This window comes from Caulobacter sp. GSs2 (assembly GCF_058680895.1).
In genome coordinates, this window is the sequence record NZ_CM178725.1 from 2107352 (window position 1) to 2127277 (window position 19926).

17 protein-coding genes and 1 tRNA gene are annotated in these 19926 nt (G+C 65.6%); 7 read left to right on the plus strand and 11 right to left on the minus strand.

What is annotated here, in order from left to right; all coding sequences use genetic code 11:
- From ACW17Z_RS10280 to ACW17Z_RS10290, 3 genes are all read left to right on the plus strand, one after another.
- A complete protein-coding gene (locus tag ACW17Z_RS10280; RefSeq protein WP_419319488.1) occupies positions 1-570 on the plus strand; it encodes an SRPBCC family protein in 570 nt (189 codons plus the stop codon).
- Positions 567-1007, plus strand: coding sequence for a thiol-disulfide oxidoreductase DCC family protein (locus ACW17Z_RS10285; protein WP_492055930.1), 441 nt, complete (start codon positions 567-569; stop codon positions 1005-1007). The genes ACW17Z_RS10280 and ACW17Z_RS10285 overlap by 4 nt, the downstream gene beginning before the upstream one ends.
- A gap of 74 nt (positions 1008-1081) precedes the next feature.
- Positions 1082-3931, plus strand: coding sequence for a M16 family metallopeptidase (locus ACW17Z_RS10290; RefSeq protein ID WP_492055931.1), 2850 nt, complete (start codon positions 1082-1084; stop codon positions 3929-3931).
- Between the two features lie 127 nt (positions 3932-4058).
- On the opposite strand, the gene mscL is transcribed toward ACW17Z_RS10290, so the two are convergent.
- The 5 genes from mscL to aroA form a co-directional block, all read right to left on the minus strand.
- A complete protein-coding gene (mscL, locus tag ACW17Z_RS10295) occupies positions 4059-4526 on the minus strand; it encodes a large-conductance mechanosensitive channel protein MscL (RefSeq protein ID WP_492055932.1) in 468 nt (155 codons plus the stop codon).
- A 90-nt stretch (positions 4527-4616) separates the two neighbouring features.
- Entirely contained in the window at positions 4617-4901 is a 285-nt protein-coding gene (locus tag ACW17Z_RS10300) for an integration host factor subunit beta (protein WP_419253242.1), read from the minus strand.
- A 420-nt stretch (positions 4902-5321) separates the two neighbouring features.
- The gene (gene rpsA, locus ACW17Z_RS10305; protein WP_419319481.1) at positions 5322-7034 is read right to left on the minus strand and encodes a 30S ribosomal protein S1; all 1713 of its coding nucleotides are present in this window, start codon (positions 7032-7034) and stop codon (positions 5322-5324) included.
- A gap of 130 nt (positions 7035-7164) precedes the next feature.
- Complete coding sequence (gene cmk / locus ACW17Z_RS10310; RefSeq protein WP_492055933.1) at positions 7165-7815, minus strand: (d)CMP kinase; 651 nt, start codon at positions 7813-7815, stop codon at positions 7165-7167.
- Between the two features lie 2 nt (positions 7816-7817).
- Positions 7818-9146, minus strand: a complete 1329-nt coding sequence (gene aroA / locus ACW17Z_RS10315; protein ID WP_305312596.1) for a 3-phosphoshikimate 1-carboxyvinyltransferase — start codon at positions 9144-9146, stop codon at positions 7818-7820.
- A 115-nt stretch (positions 9147-9261) separates the two neighbouring features.
- Between aroA and ACW17Z_RS10320 the strand changes: the two genes are divergently transcribed.
- The 3 genes from ACW17Z_RS10320 to ACW17Z_RS10330 all read left to right on the plus strand — a co-directional run bounded on the left by ACW17Z_RS10320 (position 9262) and on the right by ACW17Z_RS10330 (position 11107).
- Positions 9262-9735 (plus strand): TIGR02300 family protein, encoded by a 474-nt coding sequence (locus ACW17Z_RS10320; RefSeq protein ID WP_305312595.1) that lies wholly within the window; start codon positions 9262-9264, stop codon positions 9733-9735.
- Between the two features lie 153 nt (positions 9736-9888).
- Positions 9889-9964: transfer RNA gene (locus ACW17Z_RS10325), tRNA-Ala, on the plus strand.
- Positions 9965-10099: 135 nt separating this feature from the next.
- Positions 10100-11107, plus strand: coding sequence for a M23 family metallopeptidase (locus ACW17Z_RS10330; RefSeq protein WP_492055934.1), 1008 nt, complete (start codon positions 10100-10102; stop codon positions 11105-11107).
- A 537-nt stretch (positions 11108-11644) separates the two neighbouring features.
- On the opposite strand, the gene ACW17Z_RS10335 is transcribed toward ACW17Z_RS10330, so the two are convergent.
- From ACW17Z_RS10335 to ACW17Z_RS10355, 5 genes are all read right to left on the minus strand, one after another.
- Positions 11645-13324 (minus strand): glycosyltransferase family 4 protein, encoded by a 1680-nt coding sequence (locus ACW17Z_RS10335; RefSeq protein WP_492055935.1) that lies wholly within the window; start codon positions 13322-13324, stop codon positions 11645-11647.
- A gap of 96 nt (positions 13325-13420) precedes the next feature.
- Complete coding sequence (locus ACW17Z_RS10340; protein WP_492055936.1) at positions 13421-14941, minus strand: calcium-binding protein; 1521 nt, start codon at positions 14939-14941, stop codon at positions 13421-13423.
- A gap of 312 nt (positions 14942-15253) precedes the next feature.
- Entirely contained in the window at positions 15254-15997 is a 744-nt protein-coding gene (locus ACW17Z_RS10345) for a sulfotransferase domain-containing protein (RefSeq protein WP_492055937.1), read from the minus strand.
- A gap of 7 nt (positions 15998-16004) precedes the next feature.
- A complete protein-coding gene (locus ACW17Z_RS10350) occupies positions 16005-17387 on the minus strand; it encodes an HlyD family type I secretion periplasmic adaptor subunit (RefSeq protein ID WP_492055938.1) in 1383 nt (460 codons plus the stop codon).
- Positions 17384-19135 carry a type I secretion system permease/ATPase gene (locus tag ACW17Z_RS10355; protein ID WP_492055939.1) on the minus strand — a complete coding sequence of 584 codons (1752 nt, stop codon included), beginning with the start codon at positions 19133-19135 and terminating at the stop codon, positions 17384-17386. The genes ACW17Z_RS10350 and ACW17Z_RS10355 overlap by 4 nt, the downstream gene beginning before the upstream one ends.
- A 136-nt stretch (positions 19136-19271) precedes the next feature.
- Between ACW17Z_RS10355 and ACW17Z_RS10360 the strand changes: the two genes are divergently transcribed.
- Positions 19272-19556, plus strand: coding sequence for a DUF6471 domain-containing protein (locus ACW17Z_RS10360; protein WP_492055940.1), 285 nt, complete (start codon positions 19272-19274; stop codon positions 19554-19556).
- Between the two features lie 3 nt (positions 19557-19559).
- Here the strand turns inward: ACW17Z_RS10360 and ACW17Z_RS10365 are convergent, their stop codons facing one another.
- Positions 19560-19922, minus strand: a complete 363-nt coding sequence (locus ACW17Z_RS10365; RefSeq protein ID WP_492055941.1) for a DMT family transporter — start codon at positions 19920-19922, stop codon at positions 19560-19562.
- Positions 19923-19926: the final 4 nt, after the last annotated feature.

Sequence of the window (19926 nt, forward strand, 5' to 3'; positions counted from 1 at the left end):
ATGAGCCGGCGACTTTCCCTTGCCCTGATGTTTCTGGCCAGCCCGGCTCTGGCCGACGGCGCCTGGACGGACCGCCTGCGGGCGGGCGAGATCCCCATCGAGGCCCATGCCGACGCCAGGGGACGCGGCGGCATGGTGAGGGCGGCCATCGATATTCCCGCCCCCGTGGCCGTGGTCTGGCGCACGATCCTCGACTGCGATCGTGCGGCCCGCATGACCCCGGGGGTCAAGCGCTGCCGGGTGCTGTCGCGCGCAGTGGACGGCCGCTCGGAACGGCGCGAGCATCTGGTCAAGTGGGGCTTCTTCCTGCCGACCCTGCGCTCGACCTCGCGCGTCGACCTGGACCCAGAGCGCAGCATCCGCTTCACCTGCATCGGCGGCGACATCCGCGCGTGCGAGGGGTCCTGGACGCTGGAGCCGATCAAGTCCGGGACCGCCACCCGCGTGACCTACGAGATGTGGGCGGCGGCGCCCTTCGCCCTGCCGGCGCCCATGCTCAGCGGCCTGATGCGCCGCGACGTCCCCGACGCCCTGAGGGCCTTGCGCCGGGAATGCCAGGAGGCCGAGTGAGCCCGGCCTCGCAGGACCTGCCTGACGGCCTGTGGCTGTTCGACGGCGTGTGCAACCTCTGCTCGGGATCGGTCGCACTGGTGCTGAGGCTGGATCGCGAGGGCGTCATCCGCTTCACGCCAATCCAGTCGCCCTATGGCCGCCAGCTGGCCATCACCCACGGGATCGACCCGGACACTCCCGCCAGCTTCCTGTTCATCGACCATGGCCGAGCCCTGGAAAAGACCGCCGCCATCGGCGCCGTGCTGCGCCGGCTCAAAGCGCCGTGGCGCTGGCTGGCCTTTGTCGATCGCCTGCCCAGGCGGCCGGCCGACGCCGCCTATGACTGGCTGGCCGCCAACCGCTATCGGCTGATGGGGAAGAAGGACGCCTGCATGGTCCCCTCGCCCGCTCAACAAGCCCGGTTCATCCTGGAGCCTCCGACAATCGCTTCATGACAAGACGGTAAGCTTTCGCCCCGGCGGGGCGATGATAGGGTCGGCGCAACCGCGTTTGCTGGAGCTCACCCCGAATGATCCGTCCCGTCGCCAAGGCCGCCCTCGTGGCGCTGGCTCTTTCGACCACCGCCCTGTCGCCTATGGCCTTCGCGGCGCCCCAAGACAAGATGGGCGCGCCGTCGATCAGCGTACCGCCGATCGTCTACCAGGAGCGCGTGCTGGCCAATGGCCTGAAGGTGTTCACGGCGCGCGATACGACCACACCGAACGTGACGGTGCAGGTCTGGTACGGCGTCGGCTCGAAGGACGACCCCGAAGGCCGTTCGGGCTTCGCGCACCTCTTTGAACACATCATGTTCAAGGCCACGCGCAACATGCCCAACGAGACCATGGACCGGCTGACCGAGGATGTCGGCGGCTTCAACAACGCCTCCACCTATGACGACTTCACCAACTACTACGAGGTGGTGCCGGCCAATCATCTGGAGCGCCTGCTGTGGGCCGAGGCCGACCGCATGAGCACCCTGGTGATCGACGAGGCGGGCTTCGCCTCCGAACGCGATGTGGTGAAGGAAGAACTGCGCCAGCGCGTTCTGGCCGATCCCTATGGCCGTCTGTTCGCCCTCTATGTGCCGCAGCAGTCGTTCACCACTCACCCCTACAAGCGCCCGGGCATCGGCTCGATCGAGGAGCTGGACGCAGCCACCGTCGACGACGTGCGCGCCTTCCACGCCACCTATTATCGCCCCGACAACGCCGCCCTGATCGTGGCCGGCAATTTCGACGACTCCCAGCTGACCGCCCTGACCGACAAGTATTTCGCGCCGCTGAAGGCTCCGGCCACGCCGCTGCCCAGAGTCACGGTGGTCGAGCCGCCGCGCACCGGCCCGAAAACCGTCAACACCTATGGCCCCAATGTGCCGCTGCCGGCGGTGGCAATCACCTGGCTGGCTCCGGCCTCGGCCGACCAGGACGCCCCGGCCCTGGCCGTGCTGGACGCCATCCTGTCAGCCGGCAAGTCCTCGCGGCTCTACGACACCCTGGTCTATGAGCAGCAGATCGCCCAGTCGGTGTTCTCCTCGGGCCCGACCAACGCTCAGCCGGGCCTGTTCTATGTCGGCGCCATCATGGGCGGCGGCAAGACGGTGGATCAGGGCGAGGCCGCCCTGCTGGGCCAGGTCGCCCGCCTGCGCGACGCTCCGCCGACCGCCGCTGAACTGGCCGAGGCCAAGACCGGCCTGCTGGCGGACGCCGTGCGCCGCCGTGAAGAGATCGACGGCCGCGCCTTCGCCATCGGCTACGCCCTGCTGACCGACGGTGACGCCGCCCGCGCCAACACCAATCTGGCCGAGCTGCAGGCGGTGACCGCCGCCGACGTCCAGCGGGTCGCCAAGAAGTGGCTGGCCGATGATCGCCGTACGTCGATCCGCTACCTGCCGGAATCGGCCCGCCCGGCCGGCGAGAAGGACAACACCCCGGCCCCGCCCAAGGTCGCCTCGGTGAAGTTCAACGGCACGGTCTTCACCCTGGCCCCCGAGGGCGAGCGCCAGAAGATCCCTGCCGTCGCCGCCCCGATCGCCGCCGTCCTGCCCTCGCCGGTCGAGAAGACCCTGGCCAACGGTCTGCGGGTGATCGTGGCCAAGTCCAGCGACCTGCCGCTGATCACCGCCGACCTGACCGTGCGCGGCGGCGCCAGCTCTGATCCGGCCGGCCTGGCCGGCGCGTCCAGCCTGACCGCTGACCTTCTGACCGAGGGCACCAAGACCCGCGGCGCGGTCGATATCGCCCGCCAGACCGAAGCCCTGGGCGCCAATCTGGCGGCCGGCTCGGGCTGGGAAGCCTCGTCCCTGACCCTCAGTGTCATCGCCGACAAGGCTGCCCCGGCCATGGCGATCATGGCCGACGTGGCCCAGAACCCGGTCTTCAAGGCCGAGGAGCTGGACCGCGTTCGCGCCGAGACCCTGGATGGCCTGTCAGTGGCCTATCAGCGCCCCGGCAGCCTGGCGGCCTATGCTACAGCCCCGGTGCTCTATGCCGGCTCGGCCTATGGCCACGTGGCCGGCGGCACGCCCGGCTCGCTGCCGAAGGTCAAGCGCGAGGACCTGGTCAAGCTGCACTCGGCCGCCTGGCGTCCGGACAATGCCGTCCTGGTCCTGACCGGCAACCTGTCGCCGGAAGCCGGCTTCGCACTCGCCGAGACGGCGTTCGGCGGCTGGAAGAAGCCTGCGACCCCCGCCCCGGCCGCGCCGGCCGCCCCGACCGGCTATAAGCCGCGCAATGTGGTCATAGACCTGCCCGGCACCGGTCAGGCGGCCGTGACCCTGGCCAAGCCGGCCATCACCCGCGCCGACCCCAACTACTATTCAGGTCTGGTGACCAATGCGGTGCTGGGCGTGGGCTATTCCTCGCGCCTGAACCAGGAAATCCGCATCAAGCGCGGCCTGTCCTATGGCGCGGGTTCCAGCCTGACCCCGCAGGGCCAGTTCGGCGGCTTCTCGGCCCGGGTGCAGACCAAGAACGAGTCCGCCGGTCAGGTGGTCAGCCTGGTCCAGGCCGAACTGACCCGTCTGGCGGCCGAGCCGGCCTCGGCCAGCGAACTGACGGCGCGCAAGTCGGTTCTGGTCGGCGGCTTTGGCCGTGACCTCGGCACCTCGGAAGGCCTGGCTGACATCCTGGGCAACCTGGCCGTCTATGGCGTGCCGCTGAACGAGATCCAGAGCTATGCGAGCAAGGTCGAGGCCGTCAGCGCCAGCGACGTTCAGGCCTTCGCCAAGTCGATGATGGACCCCGCCCAGACCAGCATCATCGTGGCCGGCGACCTGAAAGCGATGGGTGACACCCTGCCCGCCGCTGTGCCGAACGCCACGGTGATCCCGGCCGCCAAACTGGACCTCGACAGTCCGACGCTGACCAACGGGAAATAACTCTCACCTTTGTCATCCCGGTAGCCTCGCAGAGGCTGTCCGGGACCCAGGGGCCGGCGCACTGCGGTCGGCCCTGGGTCCCGGCCCTCCCCCCGTCTTTCGCCGGGGTGCGGCCGGGATGACAAGATTATGGTGCTTTAGACGCCGGAGCCTTCTTGGCGACAGGCGCCTTGGGCGCCCCGCCCTTGGCCAACAGATCCCGGATCTCCGTCAACAGGGCCTCCTGGGCCGTTGGGGCGGCGGGCGCTTCCGGCGCGGGCTCGGCGGCGTCGGCGCGGCGGATGCCGTTGACGACCTTGACCAGCAGGAAGACCACGGCCGCCACGATCAGGAACTGGATCAGGGTGTTGATGAAGGCCCCGTACTGAACGGCGACCTTCTCCACGGCCTCGGTGGCCGCGTTTTCGGGCTTGAGCACCCATTCCAGCTTGGAGAAGTCCAGACCGCCGGTCAGCAGACCGATCGGCGGCATGATCACCTGGTCGACCAGGCTCTTGACGATGCCGTTGAAGGCCGCGCCGATGATCACGCCCACGGCCAGATCAATGACATTGCCGCGCGAGATGAACTCGCGAAATTCCTTGATGACGCTCATGACCCGGTCTCGCCGATTAGCCTTGTTGAAGGGGCGAAACTGGCGGCGTTCGGTCGGTCCGGTCAAGGCCGGGCCAGGCGGTCCGCCTGACTACTCGTCGGCGTTGAGCCGGGCCCGCAGTTCCTTGCCGCTTTTGAAGAACGGCACATGCTTGGCGCGCACATCGACGGTTTCGCCCGTGCGCGGATTGCGGCCGGAGCGCGCCGGGCGCGAGCGCACCGACAGAGCGCCGAAGCCCCGAAGTTCGACGCGACCGCCACCTTCCAGAGCGCCAATCATGCGCTCCAGAATGACGCTGACAACGCGCTCGACGTCTTTCTGCGTCAGGTGCGGATTTTCATTCGCGAGCCTGGCGATGAGTTCAGACTTGATCATCGATATCCCCGGCGCCGGAGGGAGGAACTGGCGCGTGCGGACCTTTGCCCAAGGGTGGTTGAGTCTTCAAGAGGCAGGTTGAGATTCTCCCGCCCGACCTGGGCGCCCATTCGAAGCGACACAGACAGGATATCCCGGATTTTCTCCTCAATCTGGGTTCGCATGCCGGGCCCCGGCGAAAGCACGCAAGCTTCTCGCAAATTGCCTGGGATTTCGGTTGAAACGCATCTCGTGACGTCCGGACCGGGGAAACGCGCAGTTTAGACGCTCGATCGGGATCATCGTGGTGAGCGCTGTCTTCACCAAAGGCGTCGCCGTCCAAGGACTTAGCCGAACAAGACGCAGGGTGGGCGCCAAGAAAAACGGCGGCCGGATCGCTCCGGCCGCCGCTGACTTCAGTCCCGGTGAAGGGGCGGAAGACTATTCCTTGGGGGTGGCCCGCTCGCGCAGAGCCGCGCCCAGGATGTCGCCCAGCGAAGCGCCGGAGTCCGACGAGCCGAACTGCTCGATGGCTTCCTTCTCTTCGGCCATTTCCAGCGACTTGATCGACATCGAAACGCGGCGAGCCGCCTTGTCGATGTTGGTGATCTGAGCGTCGATGCGGTCACCCACAGCGAAGCGCTCGGGGCGCTGTTCCTGACGGTCGCGCGACAGGTCCGACTTGCGGATGAACGCGGTCATCAGGGCGTCGTCTTCGCCGAAGCGAACTTCGATGCCGCCGGTGGTCACTTCGGTCACGGTCACAGTGACGGTCTGGCTCTTGCGATAGGTGTCGCCCGACATCGGGTCGCCACCCAGCTGCTTGATGCCCAGCGAGATGCGTTCCTTCTCGACGTCGACGTCGAGAACCTTCGCCTTGACCATGTCGCCCTTCTTGTAGCGGGCCATGGCTTCTTCGCCCGAGGCGCTCCAGTCGATGTCCGACAGGTGCACCATGCCGTCGATGTCGTTGTCGAGGCCGATGAACAGACCAAACTCGGTCGCGTTCTTGACTTCGCCTTCGACGGTCGAGCCGACCGGGTGGGTTTCGAGGAACGAATCCCACGGGTTGGCCAGAGCCTGCTTGAGGCCCAGCGAAACGCGGCGCTTGGACGGATCGACGTCCAGCACGACCACGTCGACTTCTTGCGAGGTCGAGACGATCTTGCCGGGGTGGACGTTCTTCTTGGTCCAGGACATTTCCGAAACGTGGACCAGGCCTTCAACGCCGGCTTCCAGCTCAACAAACGCGCCGTAGTCGGTGATGTTGGTGATGCGGCCCGTGAACTTGGCGCCGACCGGGTATTTCGCTTCCACGCCGTCCCACGGATCGGACTGCAGCTGCTTCATGCCGAGGCTGATGCGCTGGGTGTCCGGGTTGATCTTGACGATCTGGACCTTCACGGTGTCGCCCACGGCGAGCACTTGGCTCGGGTGGTTGACGCGCTTCCAGCTCATGTCGGTGACGTGCAGCAGGCCGTCGATGCCGCCGAGGTCAACGAACGCACCGTAGTCGGTGATGTTCTTGACGACGCCTTCGCGGATTTCACCCTCTTGCAGCTGCGACACCAGTTCGGTGCGCTGCTCGGCGCGGGCTTCTTCCAGGATGGCGCGACGCGAGACGACGATGTTGCCGCGCGGACGGTCCATCTTGAGGATGGCGAAGGGCTGTTCCTTGCCCATGAGCGGGCCGACGTCGCGCACCGGGCGGATGTCGACTTGCGAACCAGGCAGGAACGCCGAGGCGCCGCCCAGGTCGACGGTGAAGCCGCCTTTGACGCGGCCGACGATGGCGCCCATGACGGGCACGTTCTGGGCGTAGACGCCTTCCAGACGGGTCCAGGCTTCTTCGCGCTTGGCCTTTTCGCGGCTGATGACCGCTTCGCCGAGGGCGTTTTCGAGGCGCTCCAGGAAGACTTCGACGTGGTCGCCAACCTTGATGGTGGGCTTGCCGGCGTCATCAACGCCGAATTCCTTTTGCGGAACGCGACCTTCGGTCTTCAGACCGACGTCGATGATCGCGAAGTCCTTCTCGATACCGACAACGATACCCTTGACGACGGTGCCTTCCGCGAAGTCGCGGCCGCCCATGGAATCGTTAAGCAGCGCTTCGAAATCGTCGCGCGTCGGGTTGAAGCTCATATCGTCAGCCATGCTGATGTTTAGTCTCGTGTTGAGGGACGCCCCACAATGAAGCCGCCGAATGACGGTTCTGGGGATTCCGGGTGATAAGGATTTTCATGCGGACCGCGGCTTCCTAAGCGGCGGCGAGGCGGGCGTTAGATTAGCCCGGGAGGTTTCCCGACCGGGCGCGCGCCGTCTCGACAATGCGGCGGGCCGCATCGAAGGCCTGCTCTATAGTCATTTCCGACGTATCGAGCAAGACTGCGTCTGAGGCTTGGGTCATGGGCGCGCTGTCGCGGCCGGAGTCCCGCGCGTCGCGCCTGTGGATGTCGGCCAGCACATCCGCGTAGGCGACAGCTTCGCCCTGTCCGGACAGCTGCTTCCACCGGCGTTCCGCCCGGATCTCCGGTGTCGCGGTCACGTAAAGCTTGGCCGGCGCATCGGGGGCGATGACCGTGCCGATGTCTCGCCCGTCGATCACCGAACCGGGCTCGCGGGTCGTGAACTGCCGCTGGAGATCAAACAGGGCCGCGCGGACACCGGTATGGACGGCAACCCGGCTGGCCGCCTCGCCGGCGGCGCGGGTGCGAACCTCGGCCCTCTCCAGTTCGGCCAGGTCCAGCCCCTTGGCTGCGGCCTCGGCAGCGGCGGCGTCATCCAGATCGCCGCCGGTCGCCAGCAGTCGCACGCCGACAGCGCGATAGAGCAGGCCGGTGTCCAGCATCGCATAGCCATAGAGCGCCGCCAGCCGACTGGCGACCGTGCCCTTGCCCGAGGCGGCGGGGCCGTCGACGGCGATCACGAACCCCATGCTCAGGCCTCCGCCAGATCCGCGCCGAGGCCGCGCATCAGGTCGGCGAAGCCCGGGAAGCTGGTGGCGATCATGCCCGGCTCGTCAACGGCCACGCCCTGCTGGGCGGCCATGCCGAGGATCAGATGGCTCATGGCGATGCGGTGATCGCCGTGGGTGTGGACCAGGCCGCCGCCGCGCACGGGGTGATTGCCGCCCCGCGTGCCGACGACCGTCATGCCTTCGGGCTCTTCCTCGACCGTGACGCCGCAGGCCGTGAGGCCCGCCGCCGTCAGGGCGATGCGGTCGCTTTCCTTGACCCGCATCTCGCCGATGCCGCGCATGACGGTCGGACCGTCGGCGAAGGCGGCCGCGACCGCCAGGATGGGATATTCGTCGATCATCGCCGGGGCGCGCTCGGGCGGCACAACGACGCCCTTGAGCTGCGAGTAGCGGGCGGTGATGTCGCCGACCTCCTCGCCGCTGGACATCCGGACGTTCGAGATCACCAGATCCGCGCCCATCTCCTGCAGCGTCGTGAACAGGCCGGTGCGCAGGGCGTTGAGCATCACGCCCTCGACCGTGACCTCCGAACCCGGAACGATCAGGCCGGCGACCAGCGGGAAAGCCGCAGACGACGGATCACCCGGCACCGAGACATGCGTCCCGGTCAGCTTCTGGCCCTCGGGCAGGCGGATGTGGCGAACGCCGTCACGGTCCTCGACGATCACCTCGGCCCCAAAGGCGCGCAACATGCGCTCGGTGTGGTCGCGGGTGGCTTCGGGCTCGATGACCTCGACGCCACCCTCGGCGTGCAGGCCGGCCAGCAGGACCGCCGACTTCACTTGGGCCGAGGCCATCGGCAGGCGATAGGCCAGGCCGCGCAGATTGCCGCCCTTCAGGGTCAGGGGCAGGCGACCCTTGTCGCGCCCCAGCCAGGTCGCGCCCATGCGGGCCAGGGGATCCAGAACCCGGCCCATCGGCCGGCCGCGCAAGGATGCGTCGCCGGTGAAGGTGGAACACATTGCAAAGCCCGCCGCCGCGCCCATGATCAGGCGGACACCGGTGCCGGCATTGCCGCAGTCGATGACATCGGTCGGCTCGGCGAAACCGCCCTGGCCCTCGATGCGCCAGCGGCCGACGCCTTCCTGCTCGACCCGCGCGCCAAAGGCGCGCATGGCCCGGGCGGTCGCGAGCACGTCGTCGCCCTCGAGCAGGCCCTCGACCGTGGTCGTGCCACTGGCCAGAGCGCCCAGGATCATCGAGCGGTGCGAAATCGACTTGTCGCCCGGGGCGCGAACGGTCCCTCGAAGGGCTCCGCTCGGCCCGCTTTTCAGTCCAGCCGCCGTCATGCCGTAACCGGCTCCCTGATCATGGTGGGGTTCGCGAGGGGATTGCTTTTGACAGCGGGCCTTGGCCATGGCAAGTCACCGGCCGCTTTTCCCATCTGGATCAAAGGTTCGCCTCTTGGCCAATCCCGAATTGGGCGCAAAACAAATTTGCCCCAACTGCCAATCGAAATTCTATGACCTGGGCCGTCGCCCGGCGCTGTGCCCCAAGTGCGGCGAGTCGTTCGACCCGGAAGAGGCGCTGAAATCGCGCCGCGTCCGTGCGCGCGCCGTCACGCCGGACTACGACGCCGAGGACGAGAAGCCCGCTCCGCCTCCGAAGGATGAGGACGGCTTCGAGGACGAGGTCGATGAGACCCCGGAAATCGACAAGGTCGAGCCCGACGTCATCGAGACCGATGACGAAGACGCCGATCCGGGCACGCCGACCCCTGCGGGCGGTGACGACCTGGGCGTCGACTTCGCCGAGGACGAGGATCTCGCCGAAGACGAAGCCGACGACGTGCCCTTCCTCGAAGACGAGGACGAGGACGAAGACGCTCTCGAGAACGAAATCGAAGGCCTTCCGGGCGCCGACGACGACGATCGCTAAGACCTCGAACGACGTTCGAAAAATTCTTCGAAAAAAGTTCGCCGGGAGGGTTGATCCAAAAATCCTCCCGGCATAGGTTCCGCGCCTCGCTGGACCCGACCAGATCGGAACAAGCGAGACACACCAGGGTTCTCTTGGGAAACCAAGGACCTCGGGGCTTTAGCTCAGCTGGTAGAGCGCTTGCATGGCATGCAAGAGGTCAGCGGTTCGACTCCGCTAAGCTCCACCAAAACGGCCGCTTCCCTAAAGGGAGCGGCCGTTTCCATGTCTGCCTCCTTCCGAAGGCGCGACAAACTTCCGCCCTTACATGCGATCATTCCTGTCGGCCCCGCGACGCGTGCGGGCGACGAGGCGGAGAAGATCCATGCGGCCCCTGCTGGCGATGTCGTGTCTGGCCCTGTCGACCCTGGGATGCCTGCCCTTGCTGGCCTTGGCGCCCGATGTCGGAGGCGCTCCGGGCGCGGGACTGTCTCTCCCCATCCAGTGCGAGATCGGCGTCAGCTGCGAGGTTCAGAACCTCGTCGACCGCGATCCAGGCCCCGGCGCCAGAGACTTCCGGTGCGGCTCCCTGACCTATGAAGGCCACAACGGCGTCGATTTCCGCTTGCCGGACCTTCGGGCCCAGAAGGCCGGCGTGGCAGTCCTGGCGGCGGCCGACGGGACCGTGTCCAGGGTGCGCGACGGGGTGGCCGACATCTCGGTGAAGACAACCGGCCTTGAGGCCGTGAAAGGCCAGGAATGCGGCAATGGTCTGGTGATCGACCATGGCGGCGGCCTGGTCACCCAGTACTGCCACATGCGCCAGGGTTCGCTGGTGGTGAAGGCCGGCCAGGCGGTCAAGCGCGGCCAGCCCCTGGGTCAGGTCGGGCTTTCGGGACAGACCGAGTATCCGCATCTGCACTTTACCGTGCGACGCAACAATGAGGTGGTCGACCCCTTCGCGCCCGCACCGGGCGCCGCCGGGGCCTGTAGCTCGGGCGGCGGGCTGTGGACGGCTGCGGCGGCCGGCAAGCTGGCTTACAGGCCGCGAGCCGTGCTCAACAAGGGCTTCGCGGCGGGGCCCGCCGGCATGGCCGAGGTCGAGGCCGGAAACCTGCCAACGCCCGGCGCAGCGACGCCGCTGGTGGCCTATGTGCGATCCATCGGCCTGAAGGTCGGCGACCAGGCTCGCCTGACCCTCAGGGGGCCGGACGGCAGCGTTGTGAGCGTCAATGAGGTCGTCCCATTGACCAGCGCCAAGGCGCAGTATGTGCTGTTCACGGGCAAGAAGGCGCCGGCCGGGGGCTGGCCCAGGGGACGTTACGAAGGCCGATACGTGGTGACCAACGCGGGAGCGACGGTGGTCGACACCACGTGGTCGATCACAATTTAACGATCTTGTGTCGACGACCCCCGATAGACGGGCGTTTCCCCTTTCAGGTGAACCTGATCTGTGGCATATTCTTATCTCAGCCTTGTTCTCCAGCGCGGCTGTGTCACTCCGGCCGGGTTGCGAAACTTAATGGTTTTGCGGCTCGGCCGTTCGAGTTTTTGGGTTGTCTATTGCTGGCAGGCTTCGGCCGCTGCGCCGTTTGATCCGATTTCCGTCATTTCTGCGGTCGGCGAGCGCCGTTCCGGCGATAACCTAGGCACTGGCGCTCGCCGCTCAGGTGGGGTTGGCGGCCGTTGGTCATCCAGCCAGCCGCATGGTGTCTTTCTCAGCCTGCGGCGCCTCAGGTGCAAACAGCGGTCAGCGTGGACGGCGCTTGGCTCCCCCGAACTCCACTGCGCCCGGCGGGTCAGAGCTGGAGCTGGAGCTGGAGCTGGACGGTCCAATAGGGCTATGAATACAAATCATTAGAGTTCCGGACCGAGGCTATCGGTCCGGAACTGCTGAAGTCGTCCGCGGGCTGGGCGGCGGTCAATGCCGTCAAGCCGGTATGGCGTCCGACCTTCCGATCACCGTGGCGAAGCCATATTTGGCCAGCCAAAGAACCCCACGCTCGAGCATGACGCTGCGCATCGGGGGGTGCGGCCTTGTGAGGTCAGCGACACTGCTCTGACGAACCAGGGTCAGGGCTTCGACCAGAGCCTCCAGTTCCTTTTCGGTGGGAAGCACGCTGGCGCCGATCCGGGCCATGGGCTCGTGGACCATCAGCTTGACCTTATCCCAGGTCACCTCTGGGTTGAGCCGGACCATGGTCGTCGGCGTCAGATATTCGGTCGGATAGGACGCAAATAGCGTGAAGGGATCCATCCGCCACGGGTTGTTGGGCACGTTGCGTGGCCGGGAAACCTGAACCCGTTCGGCAAGGCGACGGGCGTTCTGTTCGCCCCATAGTGTCTGGTAGGACTTGATGACAGTCGCCCAGTCGAAGTCCTTGACGGCGCGCTCGCGGGCACTGGCCCCCATCTTGCGCCGCAGGTCGGGATCAGTGACCAGGGTCGCGATCGCCCGTGCCGCCTCATCGACATCGACCACCGTCGTCTGGCTCGCGGCGCCGACATAGGCGTCGTAGCGCAGCCACTGGTTGGCATAGCGATAGGCCATGTCCTCACCCTTGCCAGGCCCCGGTGCATAGGTGGCAATGCGAAATCCGTCGATGCCGTGCCGCACAGTGTCGCGATAGCCGTCCCAGTCGGACACGACATTGGGCATGCCCGCCGCCATGGCCTCGACCGGGGTGAGGCCGAAGGTTTCCTGAATATTGTCCGACAGGGACAGAAAGACGTCGCCCACGGCCCAGATCGAGAACCGCACGTCCGGCAGGCGGCCGTCGAGGGGGATGTACTGGATGCTGGGGCAGGCCTCGCGGCTGGCCTTGTGATAGTTCTCGGTGGCTTCCCCGCTGCCGGCCCAGCCGGCCACGACCCAGGCAATCTTCTTGCCGGAGATGGCGGCCGCCCGTTCGAGCGCCATGCCCATGGGGATGGGGTTCATCTTGGCGGCCGGGCTGAAGCGCCCGACATAGAGGCAGACCACCGTATCCTCTGGGATGGCCAGCTTTTCGCGCCATTCCGCCTTTTGGGCCGGGGTGGTGATGAAGTCGGCGACGTTGACGCCCAGCGGAATGGTTTCCAGACGGGGTCTGGGAATATGGGTCGCGCCATGGACGTCGGCCAGGTAGGCGGCGGTTGCTTCGAACTGGGTTTCAACGGCGGCGCGGACGGCGCGCGAGGTGCAGATCAGGGCGTCCCAGGGCTTGACCGGGGCGATCAGCATCTGGCCGATCATGTCCATGACCTGGTCACTGGCCGTGGTGTGGGTAATGCCGCAGATGGCATAGGCGCTGTCACCCAACGGACGGCGGGCCCAGGCCTCCGCCGCCAGGCGCGGGGCCGCGAAATTGACCACGCCCAAGCCGGCGAGCGCATGACGGTTTTGGCTGTGGATCCAGGTGGTCGGCTTGCGGATCGGCTCGACCAGATTAACGAAAGCTTCCAGATCCCTGATCGGGCGGTCGGCGACATTCCAGAAATGATGGGCATCGACATCGGCATGCCGCAGATAGCCGCGCAGAAAGCTCTCGCCCGCGGCATGTCGGCCCATCAGGGTCTTTGAGGAGGTGTCGAAGGCTTCGGGGTTCAGATAGAGGACAGCGTTTGACATGAACTCCGACCGGCAGGTCGCCTTAGAGGAATTGCGGACAAAAAAAGGGGGCCATCCCGAAGGATGGCCCCGCAATCTTGGTATAGTTCTGAAGTCTTAGTCGATGATGGACGAGGCGGAGATGTCCGACAGGTCCGAGCCGACCAGAACCACGACGTTGGTGGTGGTGTCAGTTTCGGCGTCATCGACGAACAGATACACGTCGTTGCCGACCTGGATCGCCACATACTGGGTCGTGGCGCTATCCACGAACTCAAGGTTGGCGGCCGTGAGGGCAGCTGCGTAGGACGTCGCCGCGGCGAGTTCCACATAGGCGCCCGTACCAGCAGGAGAAGCAGCGCTCGAGAACTGCAGCTTGTCGGTCGAGTCGAAGTCCGTGATGTAGTCAGCCGTGGACGCGTTGGCTTGAGCCAACGTCGCATCGGCCAGCGCGAAGACGAAGGTGTCAACGCCAGCGCCGCCGGTCAGCTTGTCTTGGCCAGCACCGCCATTGATAACGTCGTTGTCAGCGCCACCGTCGATCGTGTCATTGCCGGCAGCACCCGAGATGGTGTCAGCACCCGCGTCACCGTAGAGCTCGTCGGCGCCCAGGGTGTCGGTGATGGTGTCGTTACCGTCGCCGCCATAGATGGTGTCGTCGCCGGCAGCGTCGGTGATGGTGTCGTTACCCAGATCGCCGAAGATCAGGTCGTCGCCAGCGGTGTCGCTGATCGTGTCGTTGCCCTGGCCACCACGGATGGTGTCATCGCCCGACAGGTCGCTGATGGTGTCGTCACCCAGGTTGCCCTGGAGGAAGTCGTCGCCACCGGCGCCGACCAGGCTGTCGTTGTCCTGACCACCATAGATGGTGTCATCGCCAGCAGCGCCGGTGATGGTGTCAGCGCCCTGGTTGCCCTGAGCCCAGCTACCGTCGGCGTGCAGCACGATGGTGTCGGTGCCGTAACCGCCAAAGATGGTGTCGGTGCCAGCGCCGGCCGTCAGGCTGTCGTTACCGTTGTCGCCGTTGATGGAGTCGTCGCCAGCGCCGCCGGTGATGGTGTCAGCGTCGTTGCCGCCGTTGAACACGTCGTTGGCGCCCGTCGTGTCGCCATCAGTGATGGTGTCGGTGCCCACGCCGCCGTTGACAACGTCAGCGCCGTCGCCGCCACTGATGATGTCGTTGCCGTTGTCGCCGTTCAGGACGTCGGCGCCCGAACCACCAATGATGCTGTCATTAGCCAGACCGCCGGTGACAGTATCGTTGCCCGAACCGCCCGTCAGCGTATCAGCGCCGGCGCCGCCAACGATCTTGTCGTTGCCGGCCAGGCCGTCGATGGTGCTGGCGGAGGCCGTTGCATACAGCGCATCGGCCTTGGCCGAAGCCGTCGGAGCCGCGCTGAACGCGAAGACCGAACCGTCGCCGAAGGTGATCGAGGTCAGCTGGGTGGATTCGAAGGTCTTCGTGGTGGACCCGTAGGTCACGACCATCTTGGCGGTTTCGATGCCCGAAGCGGCCGTCGTGGTGAAGGTTACATTCGCGGCAGTCGCGGCTTGATCCGCAAATGCCAGGGAGTCACTGGCGCTCAAAAAGGCCAGAGCCTGGGCGTCGGTGATGGTTTCAAAAACGTAGGCAGTCATTCTTGTTCTCCAAAATCGTGTCAATGGGCCGCAAGACCGCCTGCGCCCCCACCACGGAGGTGGAGAACCTGCGTTCCTTAGCCGTACCTAATCGTTCCCCCGAGGGTGACGACCAAGGTCAAACAAGCCCGCGCTATAGTTATCCAATCCACGGAATTTGCGCAACTGCCGAAACACACAGGCCCTTCGTGATTTCACGCCAAGCCTGGCGGTGATAAATTTGCAACAAAATCAAGCCACTGCCGGCGTCACAGAGAGCGCTTTATGGCCGGAGCAGGCTGCGGGCGCATGAATCTCATAGGTTGATCTAGCTTAACCTCGCCCGGAGAGTTCGGCAAAAAGCACTTGATCGGAGGCATATATGCTTCGCAAAAGAGCAACGTCTTCCGCCGTCGGATGGTCGGATGGGCGCATTTCCCGGCCTACGTGTGACCTGCGCGCCTCAATTTTGCCCGGAAACGGCGGGACCTCGAGAAATTCCGTCACCCGCGCCAGGACGGGCCCCGGATTGGCGGCCAGATCCTCCGAGGTCAACAGAAGTGTCTGACGCCTGGGAAAGTGCTGATAGAGGCGCTGAAGCTGAGCTCCGTAGAACCCTCTCTCTACATAACTATACTCGCGATGAAATCCCGGCGTGACAGCGTCCGTCGCGACACGATGGCGGCCCTCGCGAATGCACCACGCAAAAGCTTGGGTCTCTGCGCCACGCCCGTACTCCATCCGCCAGTGAGACCATGCCCGCTCCACCGGGTCCCGGAAAAGCAGGATAAGCTTCATCGCGGGGTTGTAGGCGGCGATCCGCTCCAGGCATTGGGGCCAATAAAGGTAGATCGGCGTCGCCTCGCCCCGGAGGGCCGGAGCCGGCCGTGAAAACAGCGCGTGATACCGGGCGTAGTCGGGCGCGGCCCAATCGACGCCCCGCTCGTCGTCGAAGAAGTGAGCCTCCTTGATCGCCGGCAGATCGAGCGCCGGATGTTCGACCAGATAGTCGAACAGGGCCGTGGTCCCGCCCTTCTGGACGCCCGCGATCAGGAAAGCGACGTGACGATCGTCCACAACGGCCTCAGGATTCACGTAGAGCGTGATCGAAAATGTCTCCGATAGGACCCAGCAGATAGGACATCACTGTCCGCTTGCTGGTAACAATCATGACGTTGGCCGGCATGCCGGGATAGAGGCGCACCCCCTTGGGCAGGCGCTGGAACTCGGTCGGGTCGATCTTCAGCTCGGCGACGAAATAGTTCTCGCCGCTCTTGTCGTTGCTGAGCGCATCGGCCGAGACATGGAGCACCGTGGCGGCGACCTTGGGCACCTTCATGGCGTTATAGGCGGCGAGATCGACCTGCGCCTTCATGCCGACGCGAACCTCGTCGATGTCGCCCGGACGGATCTGGGCGAGTACGACCAGCGGAGCGTTCAGCGGCACCACGTCCATCAGCAACTCGCCAGCGCCGGTAACGCCGCCGAGCGTATGCTGGGTAAGATTGAGCACCATCCCGTCGACCGGCGCCCGCACGACCGTCCCTGCCAGGGATTCACGAGCGGGCCCCAAGCGCGGACTGATATCGGCCAGGGCAGCGTCGGCCTTGCGCTTGTTCTCAGCGGCCTCGCTGGAGCGCTCCTGATAGATCGAGTTCAGCTGAAGCTGGGTCTCACCGATCTGTTCCTGCGTACGGGTCTTGTCAGAGAGCAGGGCGCCGCGCTGACCCTGCGACTGGGCCAACGCGCGCTGCAGGCGCAGCAAAAGCGTCTTGGGCGCATAGCCCTTTTCATAGAGTGTCTGGTAGCCCTGCAGCTCCTCGCGGCTGAGGCGGGCCTGCTCGTCAATCGAATCGATCTGGAGCTGGATGCCGCTCTGTCGTTCGCGCAACTGCACGATCCGCTGCTGTAGGATATCAGCCTGACCCTTCAAGCCGTCGGCCCGGGACCGGAAAAGGAACTCCTCGTTGCGCATCAGCGTCGCGACGTTGAGATCCGTCGCGGCCTTTTCGCGTAACTCGGCCGGAAAGACAAAGCTCCGCTGGCCGGTGGACTCAGCCTCGCTTCGGGCCCGCTGCGCCAGCATCGTGTAGTACTGGCCCTCCAGAATAGCGACCTGGGCCTTGGCGACGGTGTCGTCGAACTTCAGCAGCACCTGGTTGGCGGCGACCTTGTCGCCATCGCGGACGTAGATGCCGCGCACGACCCCAGGGTCGCGGCTCTTGAGCGACTTGCGGTTGCTCTCGACCCGCACCTGGCCCGAGGCGACGACGCCGCCTGAAATCGACGAGACCGACGCCCAGAGCGCCAGACCCAGCACGAAGACACCGATGACCAGGCTTCCGGCGATGATCGGGGCCCGGACATTCTGCTTCTCGGCTTCCGACTGCGGCACTTCGGGACCGCCAAGCAGAGGGGCGTCGCTCTCCGTCGCCGGTCGGCCCAGCAGCTTGAGGAAATTGCTCACGACTTGGCCTCGATCGACTTGGTGGTTTGGGGCGCTGGGACCGCGGCGGGCTGGGCCTTAGCGGCGAGCTTGGCGAGCACAGCGTCACGTGGACCGAATAGCTCGACCTGGCCGTCTTGCAGGACCAGCATCTTGTCCGCAGTCCGGAAAATAGACGGCTTGTGCGAAACCATGACAACCGTCGCGCCCCGGGCCTTGAGGGTTTCCAGGGCGGACATGAGCGCCGCTTCACCCACCGCGTCGAGGTTGGCGTTGGGCTCGTCGAGCACGACCAGTCGTGGGTTGCGCAGAAGGGCGCGCGCCAGTCCGACCCGCTGCCGCTGCCCGACCGACAAGATGACCCCGTCCTGGCCCAGATCGGTGTCATAGCCCTTGGGCAGCCGCAGGATCAGATCGTGAACGGCCGCCAGCTTGGCCGCCTCTACCACTTCCTCGTCGGTGACGGTGGTCGAGAACCTGGCGATGTTGGCGCGAATGCTGCCGCCGAACAGTTCGGTGTCCTGCGGCAGATAACCCACATGCTGGCCAAACGCGCCGCGCTCCCAGGTGAAGACATCAGCGCCATCCAGACGGACCGTGCCGGCGGCCGGCTTCCAGATCCCGACCAGCAAGCGCGCCAGCGTGGATTTACCCGCGCCAGACGGGCCAATGACCCCAACGGTCTCGCCGGGATTGATCGCAAAGACGATGTTGCGCAACAGCATGCGTGAACCGTCGGGGGTCGCAAAGCTGACGCTCTCGACGGCCAGACGACCCTTGGGCGCCGGCAGGCTGGTGGCCGCCTCGGGGGCCTTGTAGCTGTTCAGCAGCGCCGTCAGCCGCTCATAGGCCTGACTCGCGGCTATGACTGTGGCCCAGGCGCCGACGGCCCGGTCGATCGGCGCCAGGGCGCGCGCCGACAGGATCATGTTGGCGAACAGCAGGCCCGGACCGATCTTGTGCTCGATGGTCAGCAGGGCGCCCAGGGCGACGATCAGGATCTGGATCGCCATGCGGACAAACTTGATGGCGTTCGACCAGACGCCCGCCTGATCGCTGGCCAGAACGCTCTGGCCCATAGATTCACGGCGGAAGCGGAACCACAAGGCGCCGATACTAGGCAACATGCCCATGGCGCGCACCACTTCGCTGTTGCGCAAGCCGGCGTCGGTAAAGCCGTAGCTTCTCAGCGCGGCGTCATTGGCTTCCTTGAGAGGGATGCGGGTCGCTTGGTCCTGGATAATCACCAGGATCAGCAAGACCGCGCCGCCGATCAAGGTTAGCCCGCCCACCCAGGGATCGATTATGAACAGGACGATCATCATCAACGGGACCGTCGGCAGATCGAACAGGGCCAGCATCGGGGCGCCGGTCAGGGCCTGCCGGAACACATCCAGATCCCGCAGCGCCTGCGAGGACATCGCGCGCTCCCGGCGGCTGATGCCGTCGAACAGCGCCGAGAACACCTGCCCCGAAACACGATGATCGAAAGCCGACCCGAAATTGACCAGAACCCTGGCGCGAAAGAAGTCGATCACGGACGAGACCGCGAACACGAACAGGGCGCCCACGGTCAGCACCAGAAGCGTCGGCACGCTCTGGCTGACAAGCACGCGCCCATAGACCTGATTGGTGAACAGGGGCAGCGCCATGTAGAGCACGCTCGACACCAACGTGAACCCCGCAGCGGCCAGCAGAGGCCCGCGTCCCTCGCGCAGGGCCCGCATCAGCAGGCCGTTGGTTTCGATCTTGAGATTTGGTCGCTTCATTTCGCCGCTGACTCATCCCCGCCGTGAACCTGATCCCATCAGGCTGACATCGTGACGGATGCAGGCCGGTGGTGATCCCCGCCCCGCTGGACGGCGGTCCACACGGGCGGCCGAGAAATGATCTGCACTTTCGGGCGTGTCAACGGTTTTCGTATCATATTCGATGATGTATGGTGCGCAAATGGTTGCAACGCGCACAGTCAAATCGACCGATCACGTCAAGGGCGTGCTCAAGGCCGAGCTCAGGCGGCGCAACCTGACCTATGCCGATCTGGCGCGCCTTCTGGCCGAGCGCGGCGTGACTGAAAGCGAGGCCAATCTTCGCAACAAGATCAGCCGCGGCTCATTTACCGCAGCGTTTTTCTTCGACTGCCTGATGGCAATGGGCTGCGAAAGCGTCCGTCTGGGCAGGGCGGACTAAGGCCTAACGGGCGCGGACGATCATGAAGAAGCCCAGCAGCATGACCGCAAACCCCGCCGCGGCCTGCAGGGTCACCTGCTCGCGAAACAACGCCCAGGCCAGCAGCGGCACCAGGGCCGACCCCAGGATCGAGAACGGATAGGCCGAGCTGAGCGGAATGCGAGTCAGGATGTAGAACCAGAACAGCGCCGTCAGACCGTACCAGGCGAAGGCCCCGATCAGGGGCGGATTTAGCACGACCTTGGCGATCACCCCGCCGGTAATCGACTGGCTGTGATTGGCGGCGACCTTGAACAGGATCTGGCCGATCGGCAGCGTCACCGAGAAGGCCAGGCACAGCAGGATGTCCTTCAGCGACATCGGCATGGTC